Origin of the sequence: Pseudomonas wadenswilerensis (assembly GCF_900497695.1) — a bacterium.
In the GTDB taxonomy this organism is placed as follows: Bacteria; Pseudomonadota; Gammaproteobacteria; order Pseudomonadales; family Pseudomonadaceae; genus Aquipseudomonas; species Aquipseudomonas wadenswilerensis.
The window spans coordinates 467239-487327 of record NZ_UIDD01000004.1; the positions used below are offsets into that span (position 1 = coordinate 467239).

Genomic DNA, 20089 nt, shown 5'->3' on the forward strand with positions numbered 1-20089 from the left:
CTTGGACAAAGTTAACTACGACTCAGGAAACGCCCTGGCCGAGACTGAGTGCAAAGAGGCAGAAAATTCATGAAGATGGGTTGATCGAAATCTTGCATCAGGTAGATATTCTCAGTGACACGTGCAGCACAGTGGCGTCACCTTAACCCTTTTTCCAGAACGTGCCAATGGTCTTGTGATGCTTTCTCATAATTCATGACTGACGGTGCCTGGGGCCCCCGTGCAGGCCCCGTCATACGTGGATCCGACGGTTGATGCAGCATGGAACTTTGAACCCGGCGCCGGGCCCGGTAAGATGCCGCACAGAATTTTTTCACCACGCAATTTCAGGACACCCCCGCCATGAGCATCAAATCGGACAAGTGGATTCGCCGCATGGCGCAGGAGCACGGCATGATCGAGCCGTTCGTCGAGCGCCAGATGCGCGGTGAGAGCGATAATCGGCTGATCTCCTTCGGCGTCTCCAGCTACGGCTACGACGTGCGCTGCGCCGACGAGTTCAAGGTGTTCACCAACATCAACTCGGCGACCGTCGATCCGAAGAATTTCGACGCCGGCAGCTTCGTCGACGTCAAGAGCGACGTCTGCATCATCCCGCCGAACTCGTTCGCCCTGGCCCGTACCGTCGAATACTTCCGTATCCCGCGTAACGTGCTGACCATCTGCCTGGGCAAGAGCACCTATGCCCGTTGCGGCATCATCGTCAACGTCACCCCGCTCGAGCCTGAGTGGGAAGGTCACGTGACCCTGGAGTTCTCCAACACCACCACACTGCCGGCAAAGATCTACGCCAACGAAGGCGTGGCGCAGATGCTCTTCCTCGAATCCGATGAAGAATGCGAAGTGTCCTATAAGGACCGTGGCGGCAAGTACCAGGGCCAGCGCGGCGTCACCCTGCCACGCACCTGAGGCGACAAAACGAGGGAATTCCTCGCCGCCGGCAGACTCCAAAGAGTTGAACCGTTCCGTCCGGCACCACGCCAGGCGGACGTCAACCAGGAGCAGCCCATGAAACTCGACCCGACCATCAGTGCCAAGCTGGCCGTGCTGCAACCCAACAGCGTTGGGGTGTTGGCCTGGTCGTTGCTGGCTCATCCGCACCCGCATAGCGTGCAGGCGGGCGGCGTGCCCGGTCAGCCTGATCCAGACACTCCGGACTCGCCGCAACCAGGCGATAATCCGCCGATGGAACCCGGTGAGCCGACCTTGCCGGACGAGCCACCGCCGGCACCCGTCGCCTGAGCCCTACTTGAGGTTGCCGCTCAAGAACTGACGCAGGCGTTCGCTCTTCGGATTGCCCAGCACCTCTTCCGGCGGCCCTTGTTCCTCCACCAGGCCCTGGTGGAGGAACATCACCTGGCTCGCCACTTTGCGAGCGAAGGCCATTTCGTGGGTAACCATGATCATGGTCCGGCCTTCTTCGGCCAGCCCCTGAATCACCCGCAGCACTTCGCCGACCAGCTCCGGGTCGAGGGCCGAGGTCGGCTCATCGAACAGCATGACTTCAGGTTCCATCGCCAGTGCCCGGGCGATCGCCACCCGTTGTTGCTGGCCGCCGGAGAGGAATGCCGGGTACTGATCCGCCACCCGTGGCGCCAGGCCGACCTTGTCCAGGTAGCGCCGGGCGCGTTCTTCGGCTTCGTGCTTGCTCACCCCCAACACCCGCCGCGGCGCCATGGCAATGTTGTCCAGCACGCTCAGGTGGCTCCACAGGTTGAAGTGCTGGAACACCATGGCCAGGCGTGTGCGCAGGCGCTGCAGTTCGTCCGGGTCGGTGACATGCAGGCCATGATGGTCCTGGGTCATGTGCACCGGCTTGCCGTCGAGGGTCATGCTGCCTTCGTTGGGTTGCTCGAGGAAGTTGATGCAACGCAGGAAGGTACTCTTGCCCGAGCCGCTGGCGCCGATCAGGCAGATCACGTCGCCGGTCTTCGCTTTGAGCGAAACGCCCTTGAGCACATGGTGCTCGCCGTAGCGTTTGTGCAGGTCTTCGATGGTCAGTTTGTACATGCGCAGGCTCTAAAGGTGAGATTCAAGGCGACAACAGGTAGCCGCTGCGGTAGGCCTGGTTACCGGCCACGTGAGCGATGACCATGCCGGCGGTGGCCATGCGCCGCAGCGAGCGGGCATAGAGCAGGCCGGGCTGGGTGTTGCGCACCGGGGTTACCCGGTCGGTCAACGGGTCGATGACTTCGGCGATCAGTTCATTGGCCTGCAGGTACTGGCCCGGTTTGACGTGGAATACCAGCAAGCCGCCCAGCGCAGTTGCCACCGGCTCCACACCGGCCAACGGCGTTGCCGGGTAGCTCAGGGCGGGCAGGGCGGCCGGTTCGCCGTCGATGGCGCCGTAACGGGTCAGGTAATCGAGGATTGCCGCACAGTCCTGTTCGGCCAGCGGATGGCTGACATCGCCCTGGCCACGCAACTCGACGGTCACCGAGAAGCTGCCCTGGGGGATCGGGAACTGCTTGCCGAAGCGCTGCTGCAATTGCCACCAGACCAGGGTGAAGCACTCATCGAAGGACTGGCCACCCGAATCGGTGGCCAGCAGGCTGGCCTGGGCCCCGAGGTAGCGTGACAGCGGCTCGACCTGGGGCCAGGCTTCCGGGGTGGTGTACAGGTGCGCTACGGCTTCGAAGTCGCAGTGCAGGTCGAGCACCATCTCGGCATCGCAGGCCAGGCGCTGCAGGGTCAGACGCTGGGATTGCAGGGGGGTGTGGGCGGCATGGGCATCCAGGGCGCGGCGCAGGCTTTCGCGGATCAGGGCGATGTTGTGCTGCGGGTCCTGGTTCAGGTGATCGGCGATCTGGTCGCCGATCTGGTCGCTCAGGTCGACGAAGTGGCGGTTGAAGTTCTCGCCGCTTTGCAGTTCGTAACGGCCCAGCGGCACATCCATCAGCACCTGCTCCAGGCCCACCGGATTGGCGATCGGCACCAGCACGATCTCGCGGCGCAACCGGCCCTGGGCCTCCAGTTCACCCAGGCGTTGCTTGAGGTGCCAGGCCACCAGCATGCCGGGCAGTTCGTCGGCATGCAGCGAAGCCTGGATGTAGATTTTGCCGGCGTCACGCGGGCCGAAGTGGAAGCTGTGGATCTGGCGGGCAATGCCGGGCACCGGTGCCAGAATGTCGTGAGTCGAGTGATGCATATCAGTCCTAGTGAGTCGGTCCTAGAAAAGCCAGCCAGCGACGTTCGGCGAGGCGGAACAGCCCTACCAGGGCAAAAGTCACGCACAGGTAGATCACGGCGGCAATGCCAAACGACTGGAATGTCAGAAACGTGGCCGAGTTGGCGTCGCGGGCGACCTTGAGGATGTCCGGCACGGTGGCGGTGAAGGCCACCGTGGTGGAATGCAGCATCAGGATCACCTCGTTGCTGTAGTACGGCAGCGAACGGCGCAGCGCCGACGGCATGATGATATAAGCATAAAGTTTCCAGCCGCGCAGGCCGTAGGCCTTGGCGGCCTCGACTTCACCGTGGTTCATGCTGCGGATCGCCCCGGCGAAAATCTCCGTGGTGTAGGCGCAGGTGTTGAGGGCGAAGGCGAGGATGGTGCAATTCATCGCATCGCGAAAAAAGCTGTCGAGCATTGGCTGGGCGCGTACCGCTTCCAGGCTGTAGATCCCGGTGTAGCAGATCAGCAACTGGATATACAACGGCGTGCCGCGGAACAGGTAGGTGTAGAACTGCACCGGCCAGCGAATCCAGAAGCGCGGCGAAACCCTCGCAATCGACAGCGGGATCGAGACCACGAAACCGATGGCCAGCGACGCGGTCAGCAACCACATGGTCATGGCCAGGCCGGTGATGTGGGTGCCGTCGGTGTAGAGGAAGTCGCGCCAGTATTCCTGCAGGAGTTCGATCATCGGATGGCCTCCCGGGTGCCGACGTTATAGCGCCGTTCCAGCCAGCGCAGGCCCACGTTCGAGGCACTGGTGATCAACAGGTAGATGAAGGCCGCGACCACCAGGAAGTAGAACAGCTGGTAGCTGCTTTTGCCGGCATCCTGGGCGGCCTTGACCAGGTCGGCCAGGCCGATGATCGACACCAGGGCGGTGGCCTTGAGCATCACCATCCAGTTGTTGCCGATGCCCGGCAGGGCGAAGCGCATCATTTGCGGGAAGACCACGAAGCGAAAGCGTTGCAGGCGCTTGAGGCCGTAGGCGGTTGCTGCTTCGACCTGGCCACGGGGCACGGCGAGGATGGCGCCGCGGAAGGTTTCGGTGAAATAGGCGCCGTAGATGAAACCGAGGGTGATGACCCCGGCGGCAAACGGGTCGATTTCGATGTATTCCCATTCCATGGTATCGGTCAGGGTCGTCAGCCAGGTTTGCAGGCTGTAGAAAATCAGCAGCATCAGTACCAGGTCCGGCACCCCGCGAATCAGCGTGGTGTAGGCCTGGGCGATCAGGCGCAGCGGGCGCACCGGCGAGAGCTTGGCGCTGGCGCCGAGCAGGCCCAGGCCAACGCTGACCAGCAGCGACATGATGGATAATTTGATGGTCATCCAGGTGCCCTGCAGCAGCAAGGGGCCAAAGCCCTTCAAGCTGAATGCCGAGAGCCCCAGGAACTGCAGCAGGTCTTCGAACATGAAACGAACCTATGCCAGTAGACACGATCATGGGGGAACCGGCGTTACCGGTTCCCCCAATGGTTATTTGCCGCTGTAGAGGTTCAGGTCACCGAAGTGTTTTTTCTGGATCGTGGCGTAGGTGCCATCGTCGTGTAACGCTTTGATACCTTTATCCAGGAGCGCCTTGAGCTCAGTGTTACCTTTTTTGATACCGATGGCGGTCTTGGACGGCAGCAATTCGCTTTCGACCGGCTGGCTGACTTCGTAGTCGACGCCTTTTGGCGATTTGAGGAAGCCCAGTTCAGCCTGGAGCATGTCCTGGATCGAGGCATCCAGGCGTCCGGAGGTCAGGTCGGCGTAGACCTGGTCCTGGTTCTGGTAGGCCTGGGTCTTGACTCCGGCTTTATCCAGCACTGCCTTGGCATAGGCTTCCTGGATGGTGCCTTGCTCATAGCCGACGGTCTTGCCTTTGAGCGAGGCCGGGTCGGCAGTCAGGCCCGAGCCTTTCTTGAATACCAGGGCGGTGGGGCCGGAGAACAGTTCATTGGAGAAGTCGATGACTTTCTCGCGCGCCGGGGTAACGGTCATCGACGAGATCACGCCATCGAACTTATTGGCCTTGAGCCCCGGAATCATGCCGTCGAAGTCGCTTTCCACCCACTTGCACTTGACCTTGAGCTCAGCGCAGATGGCATTGCCCAGGTCGATATCGAAGCCCACCAGAGTACCGTCGGCGGCTTTCGATTCGAACGGTGCATAAGACGGATCGACGCCAAAGCGCAGCTCCTTGTATTCCTTGGCCAGGGTATTCCCCGCAGCCAGACACAACGCGAGTGCGGAAAGCGTCAGCCATGCTTTTTTCATTGTGTGTCCTTGGATTCGCAAAGTGTTGGGGTGGCACAAAGCCGTTACCGGTCGATGCCAGACAACACAGTGATAGCAAGTTTCACACCATATTCCAGGCCAGCGCCCACATTCTGTGGGAGCTGGCCTTGCCAGCGATGGACCGCAGCGCGGCCCTGAATAGCCTCAGTAGCGCGCATCCACCGGCTTGCCACCGTTAGGCCAATCCTTGACCTTGTCCGGGAAGTCCGGCCGTGGCTGCTGCGAGAACCAGGCTGCGACATCCACCGCTTCCTGATCACTCAAGCCACCCTGGCCCAGCGGGAACTTCTCGTGGAAGCCGATCGGCATGTTGCGTTTGACGAACGCTGCGGCGGTATAGGTGCGGGCCATACCGGCGCCGATGTTGAACGACTGATCGCCCCACAGCGGCGGGTACACCAGGCTGCCGTCTTCACGGGCCAGGCCCTCGCCATTGCTGCCATGGCACACCGCACATTGTTCGGCATACACCTGCTTGCCGTTGTCCAGGTCCGGCTTGATCGCGGTATCGATCTTGCCGACCCCGCGCCCGGCCACTTTGTCGCCCGGCTGGGTGTTCATTTTCATCCAGTCGAAATAGGCCACCATCGCCTGCATGTCCGCTGATTGCGGCGGCAGCGGCTTGCCGTTCATCGAACGACGGAAGCAGCCATTGATGCGCTCTTCAAGGGTGACTTCCTTGCCCGCCCGGGGTGCGTAGCTGGGGAAGAACGCCGAAACGCCGACAAACGGCGAGCCGTCGGCCACGGTACCGGCGTTGAGGTGGCAACTGGTGCAGTTCAGCGCGTTGCCAACGTTGTCCGGCAGCAACTCGCGGGTCTGCAAGTGCAGGCGCATGCCACGGATCACCTGGTCGGCGTTGGCTGCGGCGAGCAGGTTGGCCAGGCGCGGGGTTTCAAACGCCGTTGAGTCGGTGGTCTGCGGGTTGAGCTGGCCACGCAGGGTTTTCACCTGTTTGGCGGTGATCGGCGAGCTGTCGTTGCCCCAGCGGCTACGCACGAAACTCAGGATTTCGGCGATTTCTTCATCGGCCAGGCGGGCGAAGCCCGGCATGGTGTAGATCCGCGAATGGGTGGCGGTTTGCGCGGTCTCCCAGCCGGTGAGGGTGATGTGCAGCAAGGAGGTCGGGTTGGCCGAGGCGATGCTCGGGTTGCCGGCCAACGGCGGGAACAGGCCCGGGACCCCACGCCCGTCGGGGCGGTGGCAATCGCTGCAGAACTGGGTGTAGCCCAGGCCGCCGCGGCTGCTGAACAGGTCATCCGGGGCGACGGCTGCGGCCAGCGGAATATCCGGCATCGGCAGGTCATCCTTGCCCGGCGGCAGCGATTTCAGGTAGCTGGCGATGGCCACCAGGTCGCCGTCGCTGAAGTGCTGGGTACTGTGATGAATGACGTCGGCCATGTTGCCCGACACCGTGGCAAAGCGGTTCTGCCCGGTCTTGAGCAATTGCACGGTGTCTTGCACCGTCCACAGGTTGCGCAGGCTCAGGGCCTGCCAATGCTCCACGGTTTCACCGGCGAGGAAGTGCTTGCCGCTGCGGCCGGCGTCGCTCATGGCCTTTTCCTGGAAGGCGATGCCGCGCGGGGTATGGCAGGCACCACAATGGCCCAGGCCCTGCACCAGGTAGGCACCCCGATTGAGCACTTCGTCCTTGGCGGGATCGGGCTCGAAGGGCTCGCTGTCGACGAAGGCGAAGTTCCACAGCGACAGGCCCCAGCGCATGTTGAACGGCCAGCTCATGTCCGCTTCCTGGTTGGACTGGCTGATCGGCGTCACGCCCTGCATCAGATAGGCGTACAGGGCGCGCATGTCCGCTTCGCTCATTTTCGCGTAGGACGGGTAGGGCATTGCCGGGTAGAGGTTGGTGCCGTCCGGAGTCACGCCTTCGCGCATGGCCTTGTCGAACTGCTCGAAGCTGTAGCGGCCGATGCCGGTGTCCGGGTCGGGGGTGATGTTGCTGGAGTAGATGGTACCCATCGGCGTTTTCAGTTGCAGGCCACCGGCCATTTCCGGTGCTTGCGGGGCGGTGTGGCAGGCAATGCAGTCGCCGAGCTGGGCGATGTATTTGCCTCGGGCAAGCAGTTCGCTGTCGGCCGCCGCTGCCGGGGACGGCTCGCTGGCGAGGACGGAGAACGAGAACACGGTCGTGGCCACCAGGGCCAGACGGGAGAAGGCAGATGCCATTGCATTATTCCTTTAGTCACCTGGCCTGGGGTGGTCCCCTGGGCGCAGGGCTGCAATCGTTTTTATGGTTCATCAGGCAGAGGCGGGTAACGAAACTTGCCTCAGTTTCGTTGTAAGGGATTTGCCGGCGGGGGCTGTTGATATGGATCAGCGCAGCCGGCATTGCACCGGCTGCGCATGCGGATTGCGCGGTTTTACCTGCCCGGCACCAGGGTCAGGCGCTTGTTGCCGTAGGCGCGGTCGAAGTTTTGTGGTTGCAGCGGCAGGCTCATGTAGCGGCCCTTGAACCAGGCATCCAGAGCATCGGCAAAGTGCGGGCTGGCCGGGTTGCCGGACTGGCCGCTGCTGCTTTGCAGTTGCAGCGGTTCAATCTGGCCGAAGTCCACCACCATGCGCAGTGACGGTGCCAATTGCGCGTTGAAGTCCTTGCCCCAGGCATAGGGCGCAAGGTTCAAGGTGCTGTGGTCGCCGCCCGTGGCCAGCGGGCCGCGACTGACCGCGTCACCCAGTCCATGGAAAGTCGGCGCCGGCCAGCGGTACTGGTGCAGCTTGCCCCATTGCCAGGTGCGCTGATTATTGCCCAGTTGCGCTTCGCCGGCAGTGATTGCTGCTGCCAGGCTGCGGGCGAGAATGGCCGGCTTGTCTTCTTTTTGCGCGGTTTTCTGATCGTCCCAGAACGGGCTGTCTTCGCGACCGAGCAAGTGGTCGGCCTGGGCCGAGTACGACAGCCGGGCGTTGCCGACGAAGGCCTGCCAGCTCGGGCTGGATTCAGGGCCGAGCTCGTCGAGGAAGGTCAGCTTGGCGCTTTCCTGCAGGAACAGTTGGTACAGGGCGGCATCTGCCGAAGTGGTACTCAGCCGACCATCGAAGGCCATCAAGCGGGTGTAGGCCTCGCGGGCCTTGGTCCGTTGCTCGGCAGGCAGGGCGTCGATCGCCTGTTTCAGCGGTTGGGCCATGCCGGGGGCTTGGAACATCTTTTTCAGCTTGTCGGCAAACAGCGTGGTCTGGTCGTTTTGCATCAGCATCAGGCTGCGGCTGTCGTGCTTGCCGTTGCCGGCCAGTTGCGCCAGGCGCTCGGCGCGCTCGGGGTAGTACCAGCTGTTGGACAGCTGCATACCATAGCCCTTGGGCACGCTGCGCTGGTTGGCATTGCCGATCCAGCCCTGGGGCGGGTCCTGGTCATAGGGGTGGAGCATCGGGTCGGCGTAACCGTCCCAGTCGTAGCGTCCGTCCCAGCCCGGCGACGGCAGCAGGCCCTGGCCTTCGCGGCGGTTGGGGAAGCGCCCGCTGACCTGCCAGCCGATATTGCTGGCGTCGGCAAACACGAAGTTCAGCGCCGCAGCGCCAATCTCGCGGGTGTTGTCGAAGGCGCGCTCGACATTCTGCGCCCGCGACAGGTTGAAGAAGGCGTCCAGGCTCTGGTCGCCCTTGAGCTCAGGCATGCGCAGGGCCAGGCCCAGGCTGGCATTCTGCGGTTGGCCGAGCAGGGTGCCGTGGCGGGTGTCGTACAGGGTTTCACGCAGCGGGCGCTGGCCCTTGATGAAGAAGGTCTCGTTGCGTGCCTGGGCCGGCAGCCATTTGCCGTCGGCCTGGTACATCAGGCGGCTGCCTTCCTTGCGCAGTTTTTCCAGGAACAGGTCCTGGTTGTCGGCCATCACCGCACTGGCGCTCCAGGCCAGCTTGCCGTTGTAGCCGGAGAGCACCAGCGGCAGGCCGGCAATCGACACGCCCGCGGCCTGGTACTTGGGCGAACGGATCTGCACCGGGCTCATGGCCCAGGCACCGAGGTTGTCGCTGGCCATCAGGCTCTTGCCGCTGCGGCTGCGCTGCGGGGCAATCGCCCAGTTGCTGGAGCCGGCCGTGCCGAGCAGGTTGAGCGCGGCCAATTGTTCGCTGACCGCCGTCAGTGGCGCCAGGCCCGCCAGCTGGGTGTTCAGGTTCAGGCCTTTGAGCTTGTCGGTTTCGGCCAGGGCCAGGGGCTCGTCAGGGTAGCTTGGCAACAGCCAGGCCAGCTTGTCGGTGCCGACTTTTTGCGCCAGGCCCAGGGCGGCGAGTTCTTCCTGCAGGTTGACCGACTGGCTGAAGTTGTACAGGCAGAAGATCAGCGCCGAGTCCTCGGGCTTCCAGTATTCCGGGCGGTAGCCACTCTGCGCCAGTGGCGCCGGCAGCTTGTCGCGGTAGCGGAACATATAAGCGTTGACCCCGCGGGCATACACCTCGAAGAAACGCTTGAGGCGTGGCGAGGCATCGGCGTACAGCTGGTTGGCGCTGGCCTTGAGGTTGGCCGCGCGCATCAGGCGGTCGACTTCCAGCACATCGGCGCCGGCCATTTCCGCCAGGCGACCTTGAGCCAGCAGGCGCATGCCGACCATCTGGCCGATACGGTCACCGGCGTGGACGTAACCCAGGGCGAACAGTGCGTCGTGGAAGTTGCTCGATTCGATCAGCGGCATGCCCATGGCGTTGCGGCGTACCGAAACATTCTGCGCCAGGCCCTTGAGCGGCTGCACGCCGGTACTGGGCAGCACGCTGTCACGCTGGCCGGCCATCTGGCAGCCACCCAGGCTGAGCAGCCCGAGCAACGCAGCGGCTACGCCGAACCGGGGGGTAAAAGGGGGAAGGGCTGGCGCGGCCATGTTCAGGCTCCTGCAGGGCGTGGCGGTAAAAGGCGCTACGTTAGTGAGCGCGATCACGCCATGCAAGCGGGGCGCAGCCTTTATTTTCAGTAGCTGACGTGACGTCAAGCCTGAAAGGGTGGGGCTAGCGGTCGCGCCTGCGCAGGACACAAGCGGCGACCACTGCTATGGGGCCGCGATCAGGCCCCGTGGCACTTCTTGAACTTCTTGCTGCTGCCGCATGGGCACGGATCGTTGCGGCCAACGTCCTTCAGGGCGTTGCGCACCGGCTCCTGGTGGCCGTGGTTGCAGTGCGGGCCGTGTACATGGCCATGGTCATGGTCGTGGTGATCATGATCGTGGTTGCAGTCAGGGCCATGGACATGGGGTTGCTGGGTCATCTTGGGTTACTCCGGAATAAGATCGCCGGGAATTATCTCACCACTGCGCGACAAGTGCAGGTCGCGAGCGAAGAATAATCCGCTGCTGAGCTCACCTTCCAGGCGATAGCGCAATGGACCCTCGGCGCCCTTGAGCAGTTTTGCCAGGGGTTTGACCTGCTGCCAGAGGTTGGTGCGCACCGCAATCTTGAAGGTGCGCCGCGCGTGAGGGCCGACGCTGCGCCACAGGCTGGCTTCGCCTTCGGTCAGCGGCAGGTCGTTGATCAGCACCTTGTAGCTCAGGTAACGGATGAACAGACGGCTGTCATTGGGGTTGTCGACCTGCACATGGAGCACGAACTCCTGTTGCAGCAGGCGCATCTTCAGCGGTTCGACCTTGAGCAGATGGACCTGCGGGTCCTGATAGTCAGCGTCCAGCCAGCTGGCGCAACCCGCCAGTTGCAGTAGCAAAACGCCGATCAGCAACAGGCGGGCCATCAGGCTCAGCTACCCAGGTAACTGGAGCAGCACTTCTTGAATTTCTGCCCGCTGTTGCACGGGCAGGGATCGTTGCGCGTGGCCTTGAGGCCAACCGTGGGGTCGATGAAGTACCAGCAGCCCTGGTTCTGCACGAAAGCCGAGCGTTCGCGGTGGCAATGCTCGCCGTCGTTGTCGTGCCAGCGGGCGGTGAAGGTCACGAACGCATGTTCAGGCTTGCCACCGAACACCTCGGCGCTTTCCACCTCAAGGCCCAGCCAGGTGCTTTGCTGGCTCCAGGCCTTGATCGCCTCGCGATCGAGCCCTGCCTGCTGCACCGGCAGGGTGGTGGTCACCAGGTAGTCGACCAGCCCCAGCACGTAGGCGCTGTAGCGCGAACGCATCAGGGTCTGTGCGTCGGGGGCGGGAAGCCCTGCGTGATAATGCCCGCAACAGGTATCAAGCAGATCGCCGCTACCGCAGGGACAAACCGAGATACTCATTGCTTCACCACCAGTACTTGCCAAAATTTTCCGGGTTGGCCCAGAACTTGGCGTTGAGCCAGTCCGGGACCTGTTTGTATTCACGTAGATCATAGGTGAACAGGTTCAGAACCTGCGCATCCCGCTTGAATTTTTCGCTGACCTGCAATGCCAGGGCAAAAAAGTCGGTCTCCTGCCAGCCGCAGGCGCTCAAGTCGGCCAGCACCGCCACGCGGCTGGTATTGAGGTTGCGGATGCCGCCGAGCAACTGCAGGCCATCGCGTTTGGGCAGGTGCTCCAGGCAATCGACCAGCAGCGCCAGGTCGAAGCGTTGCGCTGCCAGCTCCACAGGTAGCGGGCCGGGGCTGGCGACGTCGATGTGCACCTCGGGATGGGCCAGGGCGAAAGCCTCCAGGGCCGGAAATCGCTCACCTATCAATAGCAGGCGTTGCGGTACGTGGCGATCGAGCAGGGCGGCGAGGGCCTGTTGCGGAGTGCGTTGGGAAAAGCCGTCCATCATCGGGAATCCTCGGTCAGATGCGTCAAGATTAACGGTCTGGCGTCACTTGGCATAGTGCTGCGCCGTCGCATCATGGCCTATTGCTGGCGGATATCAATGAGGCGGTCTTTACTCCCAGAGCATCGGTTTTGCACCGATTCCCCCTAGGAGATGCATCAAAATGAGCATAGTACGCACAGCATTACCTCTGGTTCTGCTAACCAGCGTGTTGACTGGTTGTGCAGGTTTGCAAAAAACCGACTGGCCGAAGTGTGCTGCCGTCGGGGGCGTAGGCGGCGCAGCCTTGGGCGCCATCGAAAGTTCCAGCTGGGCAGGCTGGGGCGCGTTGCTGGGCGGTGGCCTGGCGGCGGGCTACTGCTGGGCCCATGGTGATGGCGACGAAGATGGCGATGGCGTGCCAGACAGCCGCGACAAGTGCCCGGGCACACCGCGTGGCGTGCAGGTCGATGCCAACGGCTGCCCACCAGAGCCGGTGGCCGTGGTTGAAGAAGTGGCCGTGGTCAAGGAAGAGGTCATTGTCATCCGTGATGTTCACTTCGAATTCGATTCGGCCAAGCTGACCGCGGCCGACAAGGAACGCCTCAATACCATTGCCACGCGCCTGAAAAACGAAGCGGCGAGCGCGCGCTTGAGCGTCACCGGCCATACCGACAGCAAAGGCTCCGATGCCTACAACCAGAAGCTCTCGGAACGCCGCGCCCATTCGGTCACCGAGTACCTGATCGAGAGCGGTGTGCCACGCAGCAGTTTCGTTTCGGTACAGGGCGCGGGTGAAACCCAGCCGGTGGCCGACAATGCCACTGCCGATGGCCGGGCGCAGAACCGTCGTACGGAAATTCGCATCGAGCGCTGAAGCGCCAGCGGCCTGCGGCTTGAGAAGTACCGCAGGCCGGTCTTTACTCCTGTGTGACCGGTAGAGGCCGGTGACACAGGAGCAATTCTCATGAGTGTTCTCTCCAAGGCTGCGCTGCCGGTCCTTATGGCCGCAAGCCTGCTCTCCGGTTGCGCGACCCACAGCGATGGCAGCGCCCCACTCAATCAAAGGACCTGGCCTATCTGCAGTCTGCTGGGCGGCCTGGTCGGTGGTGGCCTGGGCGCCATCGAAAGCTCCGCCTGGGCAGCCGGCGCCGGTGCCGCCGGTGCAATTGCCGGCGGCCTGATCTGTTATGCCCAGGACGGTGACAAAGATGAAGACGGCGTGTTCGACCGTCGCGACCGTTGCCCCGATACACCGGCCAACACTCCGGTCAGCCACACCGGTTGCCCGCTGCCGCAGTACCCGACCAGTCAGAAAGCGGCGGAACCTGCGGCTACTTCAGAAGTGATCACCCTCAACGATCAGGGCGCCGTGATGTTCGCCTACGACTCAGCGGAACTGACCAGCGCGGCCCATCAACAGCTGCAGGCGCTGACCGGCAAGCTCAATGGCGCCAACGTCGTCAGCGTCAAGGTCATCGGCCATACCGACAGTCAGGGTTCCGATGCCTACAACCAGGCACTCTCCGAGCGGCGTGCGAGTAGCGTTGCCGAGTATCTGATCAGTCAGGGCCTGGCGCCGTCGAAAGTCACCAGCCAGGGCCGTGGCGAAAGCCAGCCGATCGCCGACAACTCGACCGATGCCGGCCGCGCGCAGAACCGCAGGGTGGAGCTGCACCTTAATTGATCGAAGCGCTGGCACAAGGGCTGTGTCAGCCGTTACTGTTGCAGGCGATGCCAGCGTACCTGGCATCGCCTGTGAAAAATAACAACAGGGGGCGCCTATGCAAGGCTTACTGGGGTTGGCCAAGGCCCTTACCGTGGTGTTCTGGTGGGTGGTACTGGTGAATCTGCTGATCCCGCTGGAGCACCCCTTCCACCTGCTGATCAATGCCGCCGGTGCTGCCCTGCTTGGCCTGCACCTGCTGGAAGTGTTGATGTTCAATGGTTGCTTGCGCGAGCGCAGCCACCGTTGGTTCGATCGCTTGCAGATCCTGCTGGTCGGTATTTTTCATGTTCTTTCAATTCCGGCACCCCGCAAGGAAGCTGCTCATGCGTAAATTGATCATTCTGGCCGCGTTGTTCAGCCCCCTGGCCCTGGCCGATGCCATCAGCGTGGCCGCCCACTCGGTGCTGCGCTTGCCAAACAAGTCCAGCGTCGTGCACTTGCAGCGCCTGGACGTTGCTGATTCCGCCACCCTGTTGTTGCCCGCCAGCCTGGTCGATCTCAAGGTCGATGAGTTGCACCTGGGCCAAGAGGCGCGGATTGCCATCGTGCCGGCAGAGACCACCCTGCAGATCGAAGTGAGCCGGGCCAGTTTGGGCGAGGGCAGCCAGATTGTCGCCCATGGTGCGCCGGGTACGTATGAAAAGGCGGCAAAGGCCGGACGCAACCTGGAGTTGCAGTTGCATGAGCTGCAGGCGTCGACTTTGGCAATTGATGCCCGTGGTGGAGCCGGTGCTCCGGGGTACGTCGGCCTCGATGGCGCCAACGGCAAGCCCGGTGGCTGTACCTGGGGCCAGGCCAGCCGCGGGGCTAATGGCGACAACGGTGGCAATGGCCATGATGGCGCGCCTGGTGGCCGGGTACGGCTGGCGCTACCGGCAGGTTTCCCCGCCGAGCACATAGTGGTGCAGCTAGAGGGTGGTGCGCCAGGCGTCGCAGGGGCAGCGGGCAAGCCGGGTGCTGGTGGCGCGAGCAAGGGTTGTCTGGTTTACAGCACTGCGGGCGGCGCTGCCGGTAAGCCTGGGGCAGCGGGTCAGCCGGGCTCGGTCGGGGCGGCAGGGGAGTTGATTTTGCAGCGCCTGTAAAAAATACGCCGACCCTGTGGGAGCCGGCCTTGCCGGCGATGGGCTGCGTAGCAGCCCCCCGGCCTTCAATTCACCACAACACCCCACCCGACAGCACCACCGCAATCCCCAGCATCAGGTTGATCCCGACCATCCGCCGAATCTTCGCCATTGCCGCCGCGCCCGCAGGCCAGTCTTCGGCCTGCACCGCCTTGCGCAACTCCGGGTACAGCAACGACTGGATACGAAAGAACAGGGCGAACATCGCGATGCCGCCGCCGATCATCACCTGGACATGGCGCGGTGTCGTTTCGAAGCTGGCAAAACGCGTGTTGATCATGAGCATACCGCTGATCGCCAACAGCGCAATTGCCATCCACACCCACACGAAAAAACGCTGAAACACTTCCACCCAAAGGCGCAGGCGAGCGGGACCGTCCAGGGCTGCAACCGCCGCCGGGCGCAGGACCAGCCAGGCGAAGAACATCCCGCCTACCCACACCAGGGCGGCCAGAACATGCAGGCTATAAGACAGGGCAAAGACGGGCATCGGGATCTCCATTCGGCGCAAAGGGCAATAGCGGGGTATGATAGCGACCCAATCGAAACACTGAAAATTTATCCAGCCCTTCGGGCGCCCCGAAACCATGATCAGCAACGAACTCAAAACCACGATTCAGGGCGCCTATTCGCGTTTTCTCGAAGCCAAGAGCCTCAAGCCCCGCTATGGCCAGCGCCTGATGATTGCCGAAGTGGCCAAGGTGCTTGGCGATATCGACTGCGACGACGAAGGTCGGCGCGTCGGTGAGCCGGCCGTGGTCGCAGTCGAGGCCGGTACCGGTACCGGCAAGACGGTTGCCTACAGCCTGGCCTCGATCCCGGCGGCCAAGGCGGCCGGCAAGCGCCTGGTGATCGCCACCGCCACGGTTGCCCTGCAGGAGCAGATCGTCTTCAAGGACCTGCCCGACCTGATGCGCAACAGTGGCCTGAACTTCAGCTTCGCCCTGGCCAAGGGTCGGGGCCGCTACCTGTGCCTGTCGAAACTCGACGTGCTGTTGCAGGAAGGCCAGGCACAATCGGCTACCGCTCAGCTGTTCGAAGAAGAAGGCTTCAGGATCGAGGTCGATGAGGCCAGCCAGAAGCTGTTCACCAGCATGATCGAGAAACTTGCCGGCAACCGCTGGGATGGCGACCGGGACAGCTGGCCCCAGGCCCTGGAAGACCAGGACTGGGCGCGCCTGACCACCGACCACAGCCAGTGCACCGGGCGCCATTGTCCGAACTTCGGCCAATGCACCTTCTACAAGGCCCGTGAAGGCATGGGCAAGGTCGACGTGATCGTTACCAACCATGACATGGTCCTGGCCGACCTGGCCCTGGGTGGTGGCGCCGTGCTGCCGGACCCGCGCGACACCATTTATGTGTTCGACGAAGGCCACCACCTGCCCGACAAGGCCATCGGCCACTTCGCCCATTACACCCGGCTGCGCTCGACCGCCGACTGGCTCGAGCAGACCGCCAAGAACCTGACCAAACTACTCGCCCAGCACCCGCTGCCGGGTGACCTGGGCAAGCTGATCGAGCAGGTGCCGGAACTGGCCCGGGAGATCAAGGCCCAGCAGCAGTTCATGTTCAGCGCCTGTGAACAGGTCGCCGATTTCCGCCCAGGCGAAGACACGGAAGGCCGCGAGCGGCCCCGCCATCGCTTCGAAGGCGGCGTGGTGCCCGAGCACATGCGCGAGATGGGCATCGAGCTGAAGAAGGGCTTCTCGCGACTGAACGACTTGTTCACCCGTCTGACCGAGCTGCTCAAGGAAGGCATGGATGGCGAGGTCAACATCGGTATTGCCAGCCATCAGGCCGAAGAATGGTACCCGCTGTTCGGCAGCCTGTTGATGCGCGCCCAGGGCAACTGGGAGCTGTGGACCGCTTTCACTGCCGAAGACCCGGAAGACAGCCCGCCCATGGCCCGCTGGCTGACCCTGGCCGAAAGCGGCGCCTTGTTCGATATCGAGGTCAATGCCAGCCCGATCCTCGCCGCCGAAATGCTCCGGCGCAACTTGTGGAACGTCGCCCACGGCGCCCTGGTGACTTCGGCCACCCTGACTGCGCTGGGCAAGTTCGATCGCTTCCGCATGCGTGCCGGGCTACCAAAAACTGCGGTCACCAGCGTCGTGCCGAGCCCGTTCCATCACGTCGATGCCGGTGTGTTGCGAGTGCCGGACCTGCGCGCAGACCCGCGTGATGCCGCCGCCCACACGGCGGCGATCATCCGCGACCTGCCGGAGCTGGTGGAAGGTTCGCGCGGTTCGCTGGTGCTGTTTTCCTCGCGCAAGCAGATGCAGGACGTGTTCGACGGCCTGGATCGCGACTGGCGCAAGCAGGTGTTCATCCAGGGCAACCTGTCCAAGCAGGAAACCCTCAACAAGCACAAGGCGCGGGTCGATGGCGGTGATTCCAGCGTGCTGTTCGGCCTGGCCAGTTTCGCCGAAGGCGTCGACCTGCCGGGTGCCTATTGCGAGCACGTGGTAATTGCCAAGATCCCATTCGCCGTGCCGGATGATCCGGTCGAGGCCGCCCTGGCCGAATGGATCGAGGCCCGAGGCGGCAATCCGTTCATGGAGATTGCCGTGCCGGATGCCTCGCTGCGGCTGATCCAGGCCTGCGGGCGCCTGCTGCGCACCGAAGAGGATCGCGGCACCATCACCCTGCTTGATCGGCGCGTGGTCACCCAGCGCTACGGCAAGGCTATTCTCAATGCGTTGCCACCGTTTCGCAGAGAAATTTCCTGAAACCCGGAGCGCAATGCTCCGGGCGTTGTCTATCACTCAGTTCAAGGCCCCATGGGCCCTCAAGGAGAGCTCCAGCCCTATGATTCGCCGTACCTTGCCTGCCGTATTCGCACTGTTGTTCAGCACGCCGCTGCTGGCCGGGCAACAGACGCTGTTCAGCTTCGTTCGCCCGGCCGCCGTGGTCAATGTGGTGACCGAAGATGCCAGCCTGCCGCAGTACAACGCAGAGCAGACGGCCGAGGGCGAGGTGCTGCGCCGGGTGGTGTTCAACCCGGTGCAGCAGCCAAAACTACGCCTGAGCCCGCAAGCCGGGGCCTGGGACTGGTCCAGCGCCACGGCCCTGACCCTGCGCCTGCAAAGCGCCATGGACTGGGCGCTGACCGTCGATGTGACGGTGCAAAGCAGCGACGGCAAGACCCTCACCAGCCGCATCGACCTGCCGGCGGGCCCGGCGCAAACCGTTTACGTGCCGCTCAAGGCCAGTTCGCCGTTAAGCCAGGGCATGCGTGCCGGGCCGCCGATGCCGTGGGTGCATGAAGGCCAGCGGGTGCTGCTGACCAGCAGTGCCGGCGAGGTTGATCTCAAGCAGGTGGTGTCGGTGACCTTGTCGATGAACAAACCCAACGTCGCCCAGAGCATCCTCATCGAGCGCGTCGGCACCCAGGATGACGACCAACTGCAGAAGGCCGTGTACACCGGTTTGATCGACGGCTATGGCCAGTCCACCCGCGGCCGCTGGCCGGAAAAGATCGTCAGCGACGATCAGCTCAAGGCCGCTGCCAGCCGTGAACAGCAGCAACTCAAGGGCTGGCTGGGTGAGCGCAGCAAGCTCAAGCTGGACAAGTTCGGCGGCATCAGCGACGGCCCGGCGTTCGAGGCCAAGGGCTTCTTTCGCACTGAAAAACGCGATGGCCGCTGGTACCTGGTGACCCCGGAAGGGCACCCGTTCTATTCCCTGGGCGTCAACACCGTGGCCGCCGACGGTGGCCGCACCTATGTGGCCGGGCGCGAAACCATGTTCAGTGCGCTGCCTCAAGCCGGCGAAGCGCTGGCGCAGTTCTACGGTGAAGGCAACAACAACGACGGCAATGGCTCGGCCCGTGGCCGCAACTTCAACCAGGGGCGCTGGTTCGACTTTTATGCCGCCAATATCGAGCGCAGCCATGGCACGCCGTGCACGCCGGTCGCGGCCAGCGAAAAGGCTCCGGCGGTCGAGTGCCCGGTAGCCAGCTTCGACAAGCAACGCTGGCAGGGTCATAGCCTCGACCGCCTGCAGGCCTGGGGCTTCAATACCCTGGGCAACTGGAGCGAGCCGTCGCTGGGCCAGGCCAGCCGCATGCCCTATACCTTGCCGCTGTCGATCGTCGGCGATTACACCAGCATCAGCACCGGCATGGACTGGTGGGGCGGTATGCCCGACCCGTTCGACCCGCGCTTTGCCATGGCCACCGAGCGTGCGGTGGCGATTGCCGCCCGCGACCACCGCGACGATCCCTGGCTGATCGGTTACTTTGCCGACAACGAACTGGCCTGGGCTGCCCCCGGTGATGACCCCAAAGCGCGCTACGCCCTGGCTTACGGCACCTTGCGCCTGACCACCGACGTGCCGGCCAAGCGTGCCTTCCTCAAGCAATTGCGCGACAAGTACCGCAACCAGGCTGGCCTGTCCAAGGCCTGGGGCATCGACCTGCCAGCCTGGGAGCTGATGGAAGACCCGGGTTTCGAGCCGCCGCTGCCAAGCCCGGAACACCCAGAGATCGAAGCCGACTTCAAGTACTTCCAGAAGGTCTTCGCCGAAACCTATTTCAAGACCATTGCCGACTCACTGAAATGGCATGCGCCCAACCACCTGCTGCTGGGTGGCCGTTATGCCGTGAGTACTCCGGAAGCAGTCGCCGCCTGTGCCGAGTACTGCGACGTCATCAGCTTCAACTTCTACACGCCCAAGCCTCAGGACGGTTACGACTTCAACCAGCTCAAGGCGCTGGACAAACCGGTGCTGGTCTCCGAGTTCCAGTTCGGCTCCCGTGACCGTGGCCCGTTCTGGCCGGGGCCGATGGAAGTGGCCAAGGAAGAGGGCAGGGCGCCGGCCTATGCCAGCTTCGTCAAGGCGGCGCTGGATGAGCCGTCGATTGTCGGCGTGCACTGGTTCCAGTACCTCGATCAGCCGGCCAGCGGGCGTCTGCTCGATGGCGAGAACGGCCACTTCGGCCTGGTCGGTATTACCGATGTGCCATTCCAGGGCTTTGTCGACGGTGTGCGCAAGAGCAACCTGCAGACTCAGGAACAGTTCGGCAAAACGCTTAGTGTCACAGAAAAAGCGCCCACGACCCCCTGACCCCAGCCGCCTGGCATGGACCGCCCGGCTTCTGTCTGTTCCCAAATCGTGCGCAGGCTGAAACAATGCACGCCATT

20 protein-coding genes are annotated in these 20089 nt (G+C 63.2%); 8 read left to right on the plus strand and 12 right to left on the minus strand.

Going from position 1 to position 20089, the window contains the following annotated elements; all coding sequences use genetic code 11:
• The first annotated feature begins 342 nt into the window (after positions 1–342).
• Together dcd and CCOS864_RS06910 are read left to right on the plus strand one after the other, a co-directional pair.
• Complete coding sequence (gene dcd, locus CCOS864_RS06905) at positions 343–909, plus strand: dCTP deaminase (RefSeq protein WP_115085637.1); 567 nt, start codon at positions 343–345, stop codon at positions 907–909.
• Between the two features lie 99 nt (positions 910–1008).
• Positions 1009–1242, plus strand: a complete 234-nt coding sequence (locus tag CCOS864_RS06910) for a hypothetical protein (RefSeq protein WP_115085638.1) — start codon at positions 1009–1011, stop codon at positions 1240–1242.
• Between the two features lie 3 nt (positions 1243–1245).
• On the opposite strand, the gene CCOS864_RS06915 is transcribed toward CCOS864_RS06910, so the two are convergent.
• The 11 genes from CCOS864_RS06915 to CCOS864_RS06965 all read right to left on the minus strand — a co-directional run bounded on the left by CCOS864_RS06915 (position 1246) and on the right by CCOS864_RS06965 (position 12116).
• Positions 1246–2010, minus strand: a complete 765-nt coding sequence (locus CCOS864_RS06915; protein ID WP_115085639.1) for an ABC transporter ATP-binding protein — start codon at positions 2008–2010, stop codon at positions 1246–1248.
• Between the two features lie 22 nt (positions 2011–2032).
• A complete protein-coding gene (locus CCOS864_RS06920; protein WP_115085640.1) occupies positions 2033–3148 on the minus strand; it encodes a succinylglutamate desuccinylase/aspartoacylase family protein in 1116 nt (371 codons plus the stop codon).
• 7 nt (positions 3149–3155) lie between these two features.
• Positions 3156–3866 (minus strand): ABC transporter permease, encoded by a 711-nt coding sequence (locus CCOS864_RS06925; RefSeq protein WP_115085641.1) that lies wholly within the window; start codon positions 3864–3866, stop codon positions 3156–3158.
• Complete coding sequence (locus tag CCOS864_RS06930; RefSeq protein ID WP_115085642.1) at positions 3863–4591, minus strand: ABC transporter permease; 729 nt, start codon at positions 4589–4591, stop codon at positions 3863–3865. The genes CCOS864_RS06925 and CCOS864_RS06930 overlap by 4 nt, the downstream gene beginning before the upstream one ends.
• Positions 4592–4654: 63 nt before the next feature.
• Positions 4655–5437, minus strand: coding sequence for a transporter substrate-binding domain-containing protein (locus CCOS864_RS06935; protein WP_115085643.1), 783 nt, complete (start codon positions 5435–5437; stop codon positions 4655–4657).
• A 165-nt stretch (positions 5438–5602) separates the two neighbouring features.
• Positions 5603–7642 carry a c-type cytochrome gene (locus CCOS864_RS06940; protein WP_115085644.1) on the minus strand — a complete coding sequence of 680 codons (2040 nt, stop codon included), beginning with the start codon at positions 7640–7642 and terminating at the stop codon, positions 5603–5605.
• Positions 7643–7836: 194 nt separating this feature from the next.
• Complete coding sequence (locus CCOS864_RS06945) at positions 7837–10278, minus strand: penicillin acylase family protein (protein ID WP_115085645.1); 2442 nt, start codon at positions 10276–10278, stop codon at positions 7837–7839.
• A 179-nt stretch (positions 10279–10457) separates the two neighbouring features.
• Positions 10458–10658 carry an SEC-C metal-binding domain-containing protein gene (locus CCOS864_RS06950; RefSeq protein WP_010221064.1) on the minus strand — a complete coding sequence of 67 codons (201 nt, stop codon included), beginning with the start codon at positions 10656–10658 and terminating at the stop codon, positions 10458–10460.
• Positions 10659–10664: 6 nt separating this feature from the next.
• Complete coding sequence (locus tag CCOS864_RS06955; RefSeq protein ID WP_115085646.1) at positions 10665–11135, minus strand: LEA/WHy family protein; 471 nt, start codon at positions 11133–11135, stop codon at positions 10665–10667.
• Positions 11136–11140: 5 nt separating this feature from the next.
• Complete coding sequence (locus tag CCOS864_RS06960) at positions 11141–11617, minus strand: YchJ family protein (RefSeq protein ID WP_115085647.1); 477 nt, start codon at positions 11615–11617, stop codon at positions 11141–11143.
• 4 nt (positions 11618–11621) lie between these two features.
• Positions 11622–12116: a DUF6231 family protein gene (locus CCOS864_RS06965; RefSeq protein ID WP_115085648.1), complete on the minus strand. Its 495-nt coding sequence runs from the start codon at positions 12114–12116 to the stop codon at positions 11622–11624.
• 160 nt (positions 12117–12276) lie between these two features.
• Here CCOS864_RS06965 and CCOS864_RS06970 point away from each other — a divergent pair, with 160 nt between their 5' ends.
• From CCOS864_RS06970 to CCOS864_RS06985, 4 genes are all read left to right on the plus strand, one after another.
• A complete protein-coding gene (locus CCOS864_RS06970; protein ID WP_115085649.1) occupies positions 12277–12969 on the plus strand; it encodes a PA1041 family peptidoglycan-binding anchor lipoprotein in 693 nt (230 codons plus the stop codon).
• Between the two features lie 90 nt (positions 12970–13059).
• Positions 13060–13779, plus strand: a complete 720-nt coding sequence (locus CCOS864_RS06975) for a PA1041 family peptidoglycan-binding anchor lipoprotein (RefSeq protein ID WP_115085650.1) — start codon at positions 13060–13062, stop codon at positions 13777–13779.
• A gap of 97 nt (positions 13780–13876) precedes the next feature.
• Positions 13877–14152 carry a DUF1145 domain-containing protein gene (locus tag CCOS864_RS06980; RefSeq protein WP_038999146.1) on the plus strand — a complete coding sequence of 92 codons (276 nt, stop codon included), beginning with the start codon at positions 13877–13879 and terminating at the stop codon, positions 14150–14152.
• On the plus strand, positions 14145–14903 hold the full coding sequence (locus tag CCOS864_RS06985; protein ID WP_115085651.1) for a collagen-like protein: 759 nt from the start codon (positions 14145–14147) through the stop codon (positions 14901–14903). The genes CCOS864_RS06980 and CCOS864_RS06985 overlap by 8 nt, the downstream gene beginning before the upstream one ends.
• A 70-nt stretch (positions 14904–14973) precedes the next feature.
• On the opposite strand, the gene CCOS864_RS06990 is transcribed toward CCOS864_RS06985, so the two are convergent.
• Positions 14974–15432, minus strand: a complete 459-nt coding sequence (locus CCOS864_RS06990; RefSeq protein ID WP_115085652.1) for a CopD family protein — start codon at positions 15430–15432, stop codon at positions 14974–14976.
• A gap of 97 nt (positions 15433–15529) precedes the next feature.
• Here CCOS864_RS06990 and dinG point away from each other — a divergent pair, with 97 nt between their 5' ends.
• Together dinG and CCOS864_RS07000 are read left to right on the plus strand one after the other, a co-directional pair.
• Positions 15530–17674, plus strand: a complete 2145-nt coding sequence (gene dinG / locus CCOS864_RS06995; protein ID WP_115085653.1) for an ATP-dependent DNA helicase DinG — start codon at positions 15530–15532, stop codon at positions 17672–17674.
• Positions 17675–17753: 79 nt separating this feature from the next.
• Positions 17754–20012, plus strand: coding sequence for a beta-galactosidase (locus CCOS864_RS07000; RefSeq protein WP_115085654.1), 2259 nt, complete (start codon positions 17754–17756; stop codon positions 20010–20012).
• Positions 20013–20089 lie beyond the last annotated feature (77 nt).

Bases quoted from the DNA above. Each gene is read 5' to 3' on its own strand.
- dcd (WP_115085637.1), top strand. From the start codon at position 343: ATGAGCATCAAATCGGACAAGTGGATTCGCCGCATGGCGCAGGAGCAC.
- CCOS864_RS06910 (WP_115085638.1), top strand. From the start codon at position 1,009: ATGAAACTCGACCCGACCATCAGTGCCAAGCTGGCCGTGCTGCAACCC.
- CCOS864_RS06915 (WP_115085639.1), bottom strand. From the start codon at position 2,010: ATGTACAAACTGACCATCGAAGACCTGCACAAACGCTACGGCGAGCAC.
- CCOS864_RS06920 (WP_115085640.1), bottom strand. From the start codon at position 3,148: ATGCATCACTCGACTCACGACATTCTGGCACCGGTGCCCGGCATTGCC.
- CCOS864_RS06925 (WP_115085641.1), bottom strand. From the start codon at position 3,866: ATGATCGAACTCCTGCAGGAATACTGGCGCGACTTCCTCTACACCGAC.
- CCOS864_RS06930 (WP_115085642.1), bottom strand. From the start codon at position 4,591: ATGTTCGAAGACCTGCTGCAGTTCCTGGGGCTCTCGGCATTCAGCTTG.
- CCOS864_RS06935 (WP_115085643.1), bottom strand. From the start codon at position 5,437: ATGAAAAAAGCATGGCTGACGCTTTCCGCACTCGCGTTGTGTCTGGCT.
- CCOS864_RS06940 (WP_115085644.1), bottom strand. From the start codon at position 7,642: ATGGCATCTGCCTTCTCCCGTCTGGCCCTGGTGGCCACGACCGTGTTC.
- CCOS864_RS06945 (WP_115085645.1), bottom strand. From the start codon at position 10,278: ATGGCCGCGCCAGCCCTTCCCCCTTTTACCCCCCGGTTCGGCGTAGCC.
- CCOS864_RS06950 (WP_010221064.1), bottom strand. From the start codon at position 10,658: ATGACCCAGCAACCCCATGTCCATGGCCCTGACTGCAACCACGATCAT.
- CCOS864_RS06955 (WP_115085646.1), bottom strand. From the start codon at position 11,135: ATGGCCCGCCTGTTGCTGATCGGCGTTTTGCTACTGCAACTGGCGGGT.
- CCOS864_RS06960 (WP_115085647.1), bottom strand. From the start codon at position 11,617: ATGAGTATCTCGGTTTGTCCCTGCGGTAGCGGCGATCTGCTTGATACC.
- CCOS864_RS06965 (WP_115085648.1), bottom strand. From the start codon at position 12,116: ATGATGGACGGCTTTTCCCAACGCACTCCGCAACAGGCCCTCGCCGCC.
- CCOS864_RS06970 (WP_115085649.1), top strand. From the start codon at position 12,277: ATGAGCATAGTACGCACAGCATTACCTCTGGTTCTGCTAACCAGCGTG.
- CCOS864_RS06975 (WP_115085650.1), top strand. From the start codon at position 13,060: ATGAGTGTTCTCTCCAAGGCTGCGCTGCCGGTCCTTATGGCCGCAAGC.
- CCOS864_RS06980 (WP_038999146.1), top strand. From the start codon at position 13,877: ATGCAAGGCTTACTGGGGTTGGCCAAGGCCCTTACCGTGGTGTTCTGG.
- CCOS864_RS06985 (WP_115085651.1), top strand. From the start codon at position 14,145: ATGCGTAAATTGATCATTCTGGCCGCGTTGTTCAGCCCCCTGGCCCTG.
- CCOS864_RS06990 (WP_115085652.1), bottom strand. From the start codon at position 15,432: ATGCCCGTCTTTGCCCTGTCTTATAGCCTGCATGTTCTGGCCGCCCTG.
- dinG (WP_115085653.1), top strand. From the start codon at position 15,530: ATGATCAGCAACGAACTCAAAACCACGATTCAGGGCGCCTATTCGCGT.
- CCOS864_RS07000 (WP_115085654.1), top strand. From the start codon at position 17,754: ATGATTCGCCGTACCTTGCCTGCCGTATTCGCACTGTTGTTCAGCACG.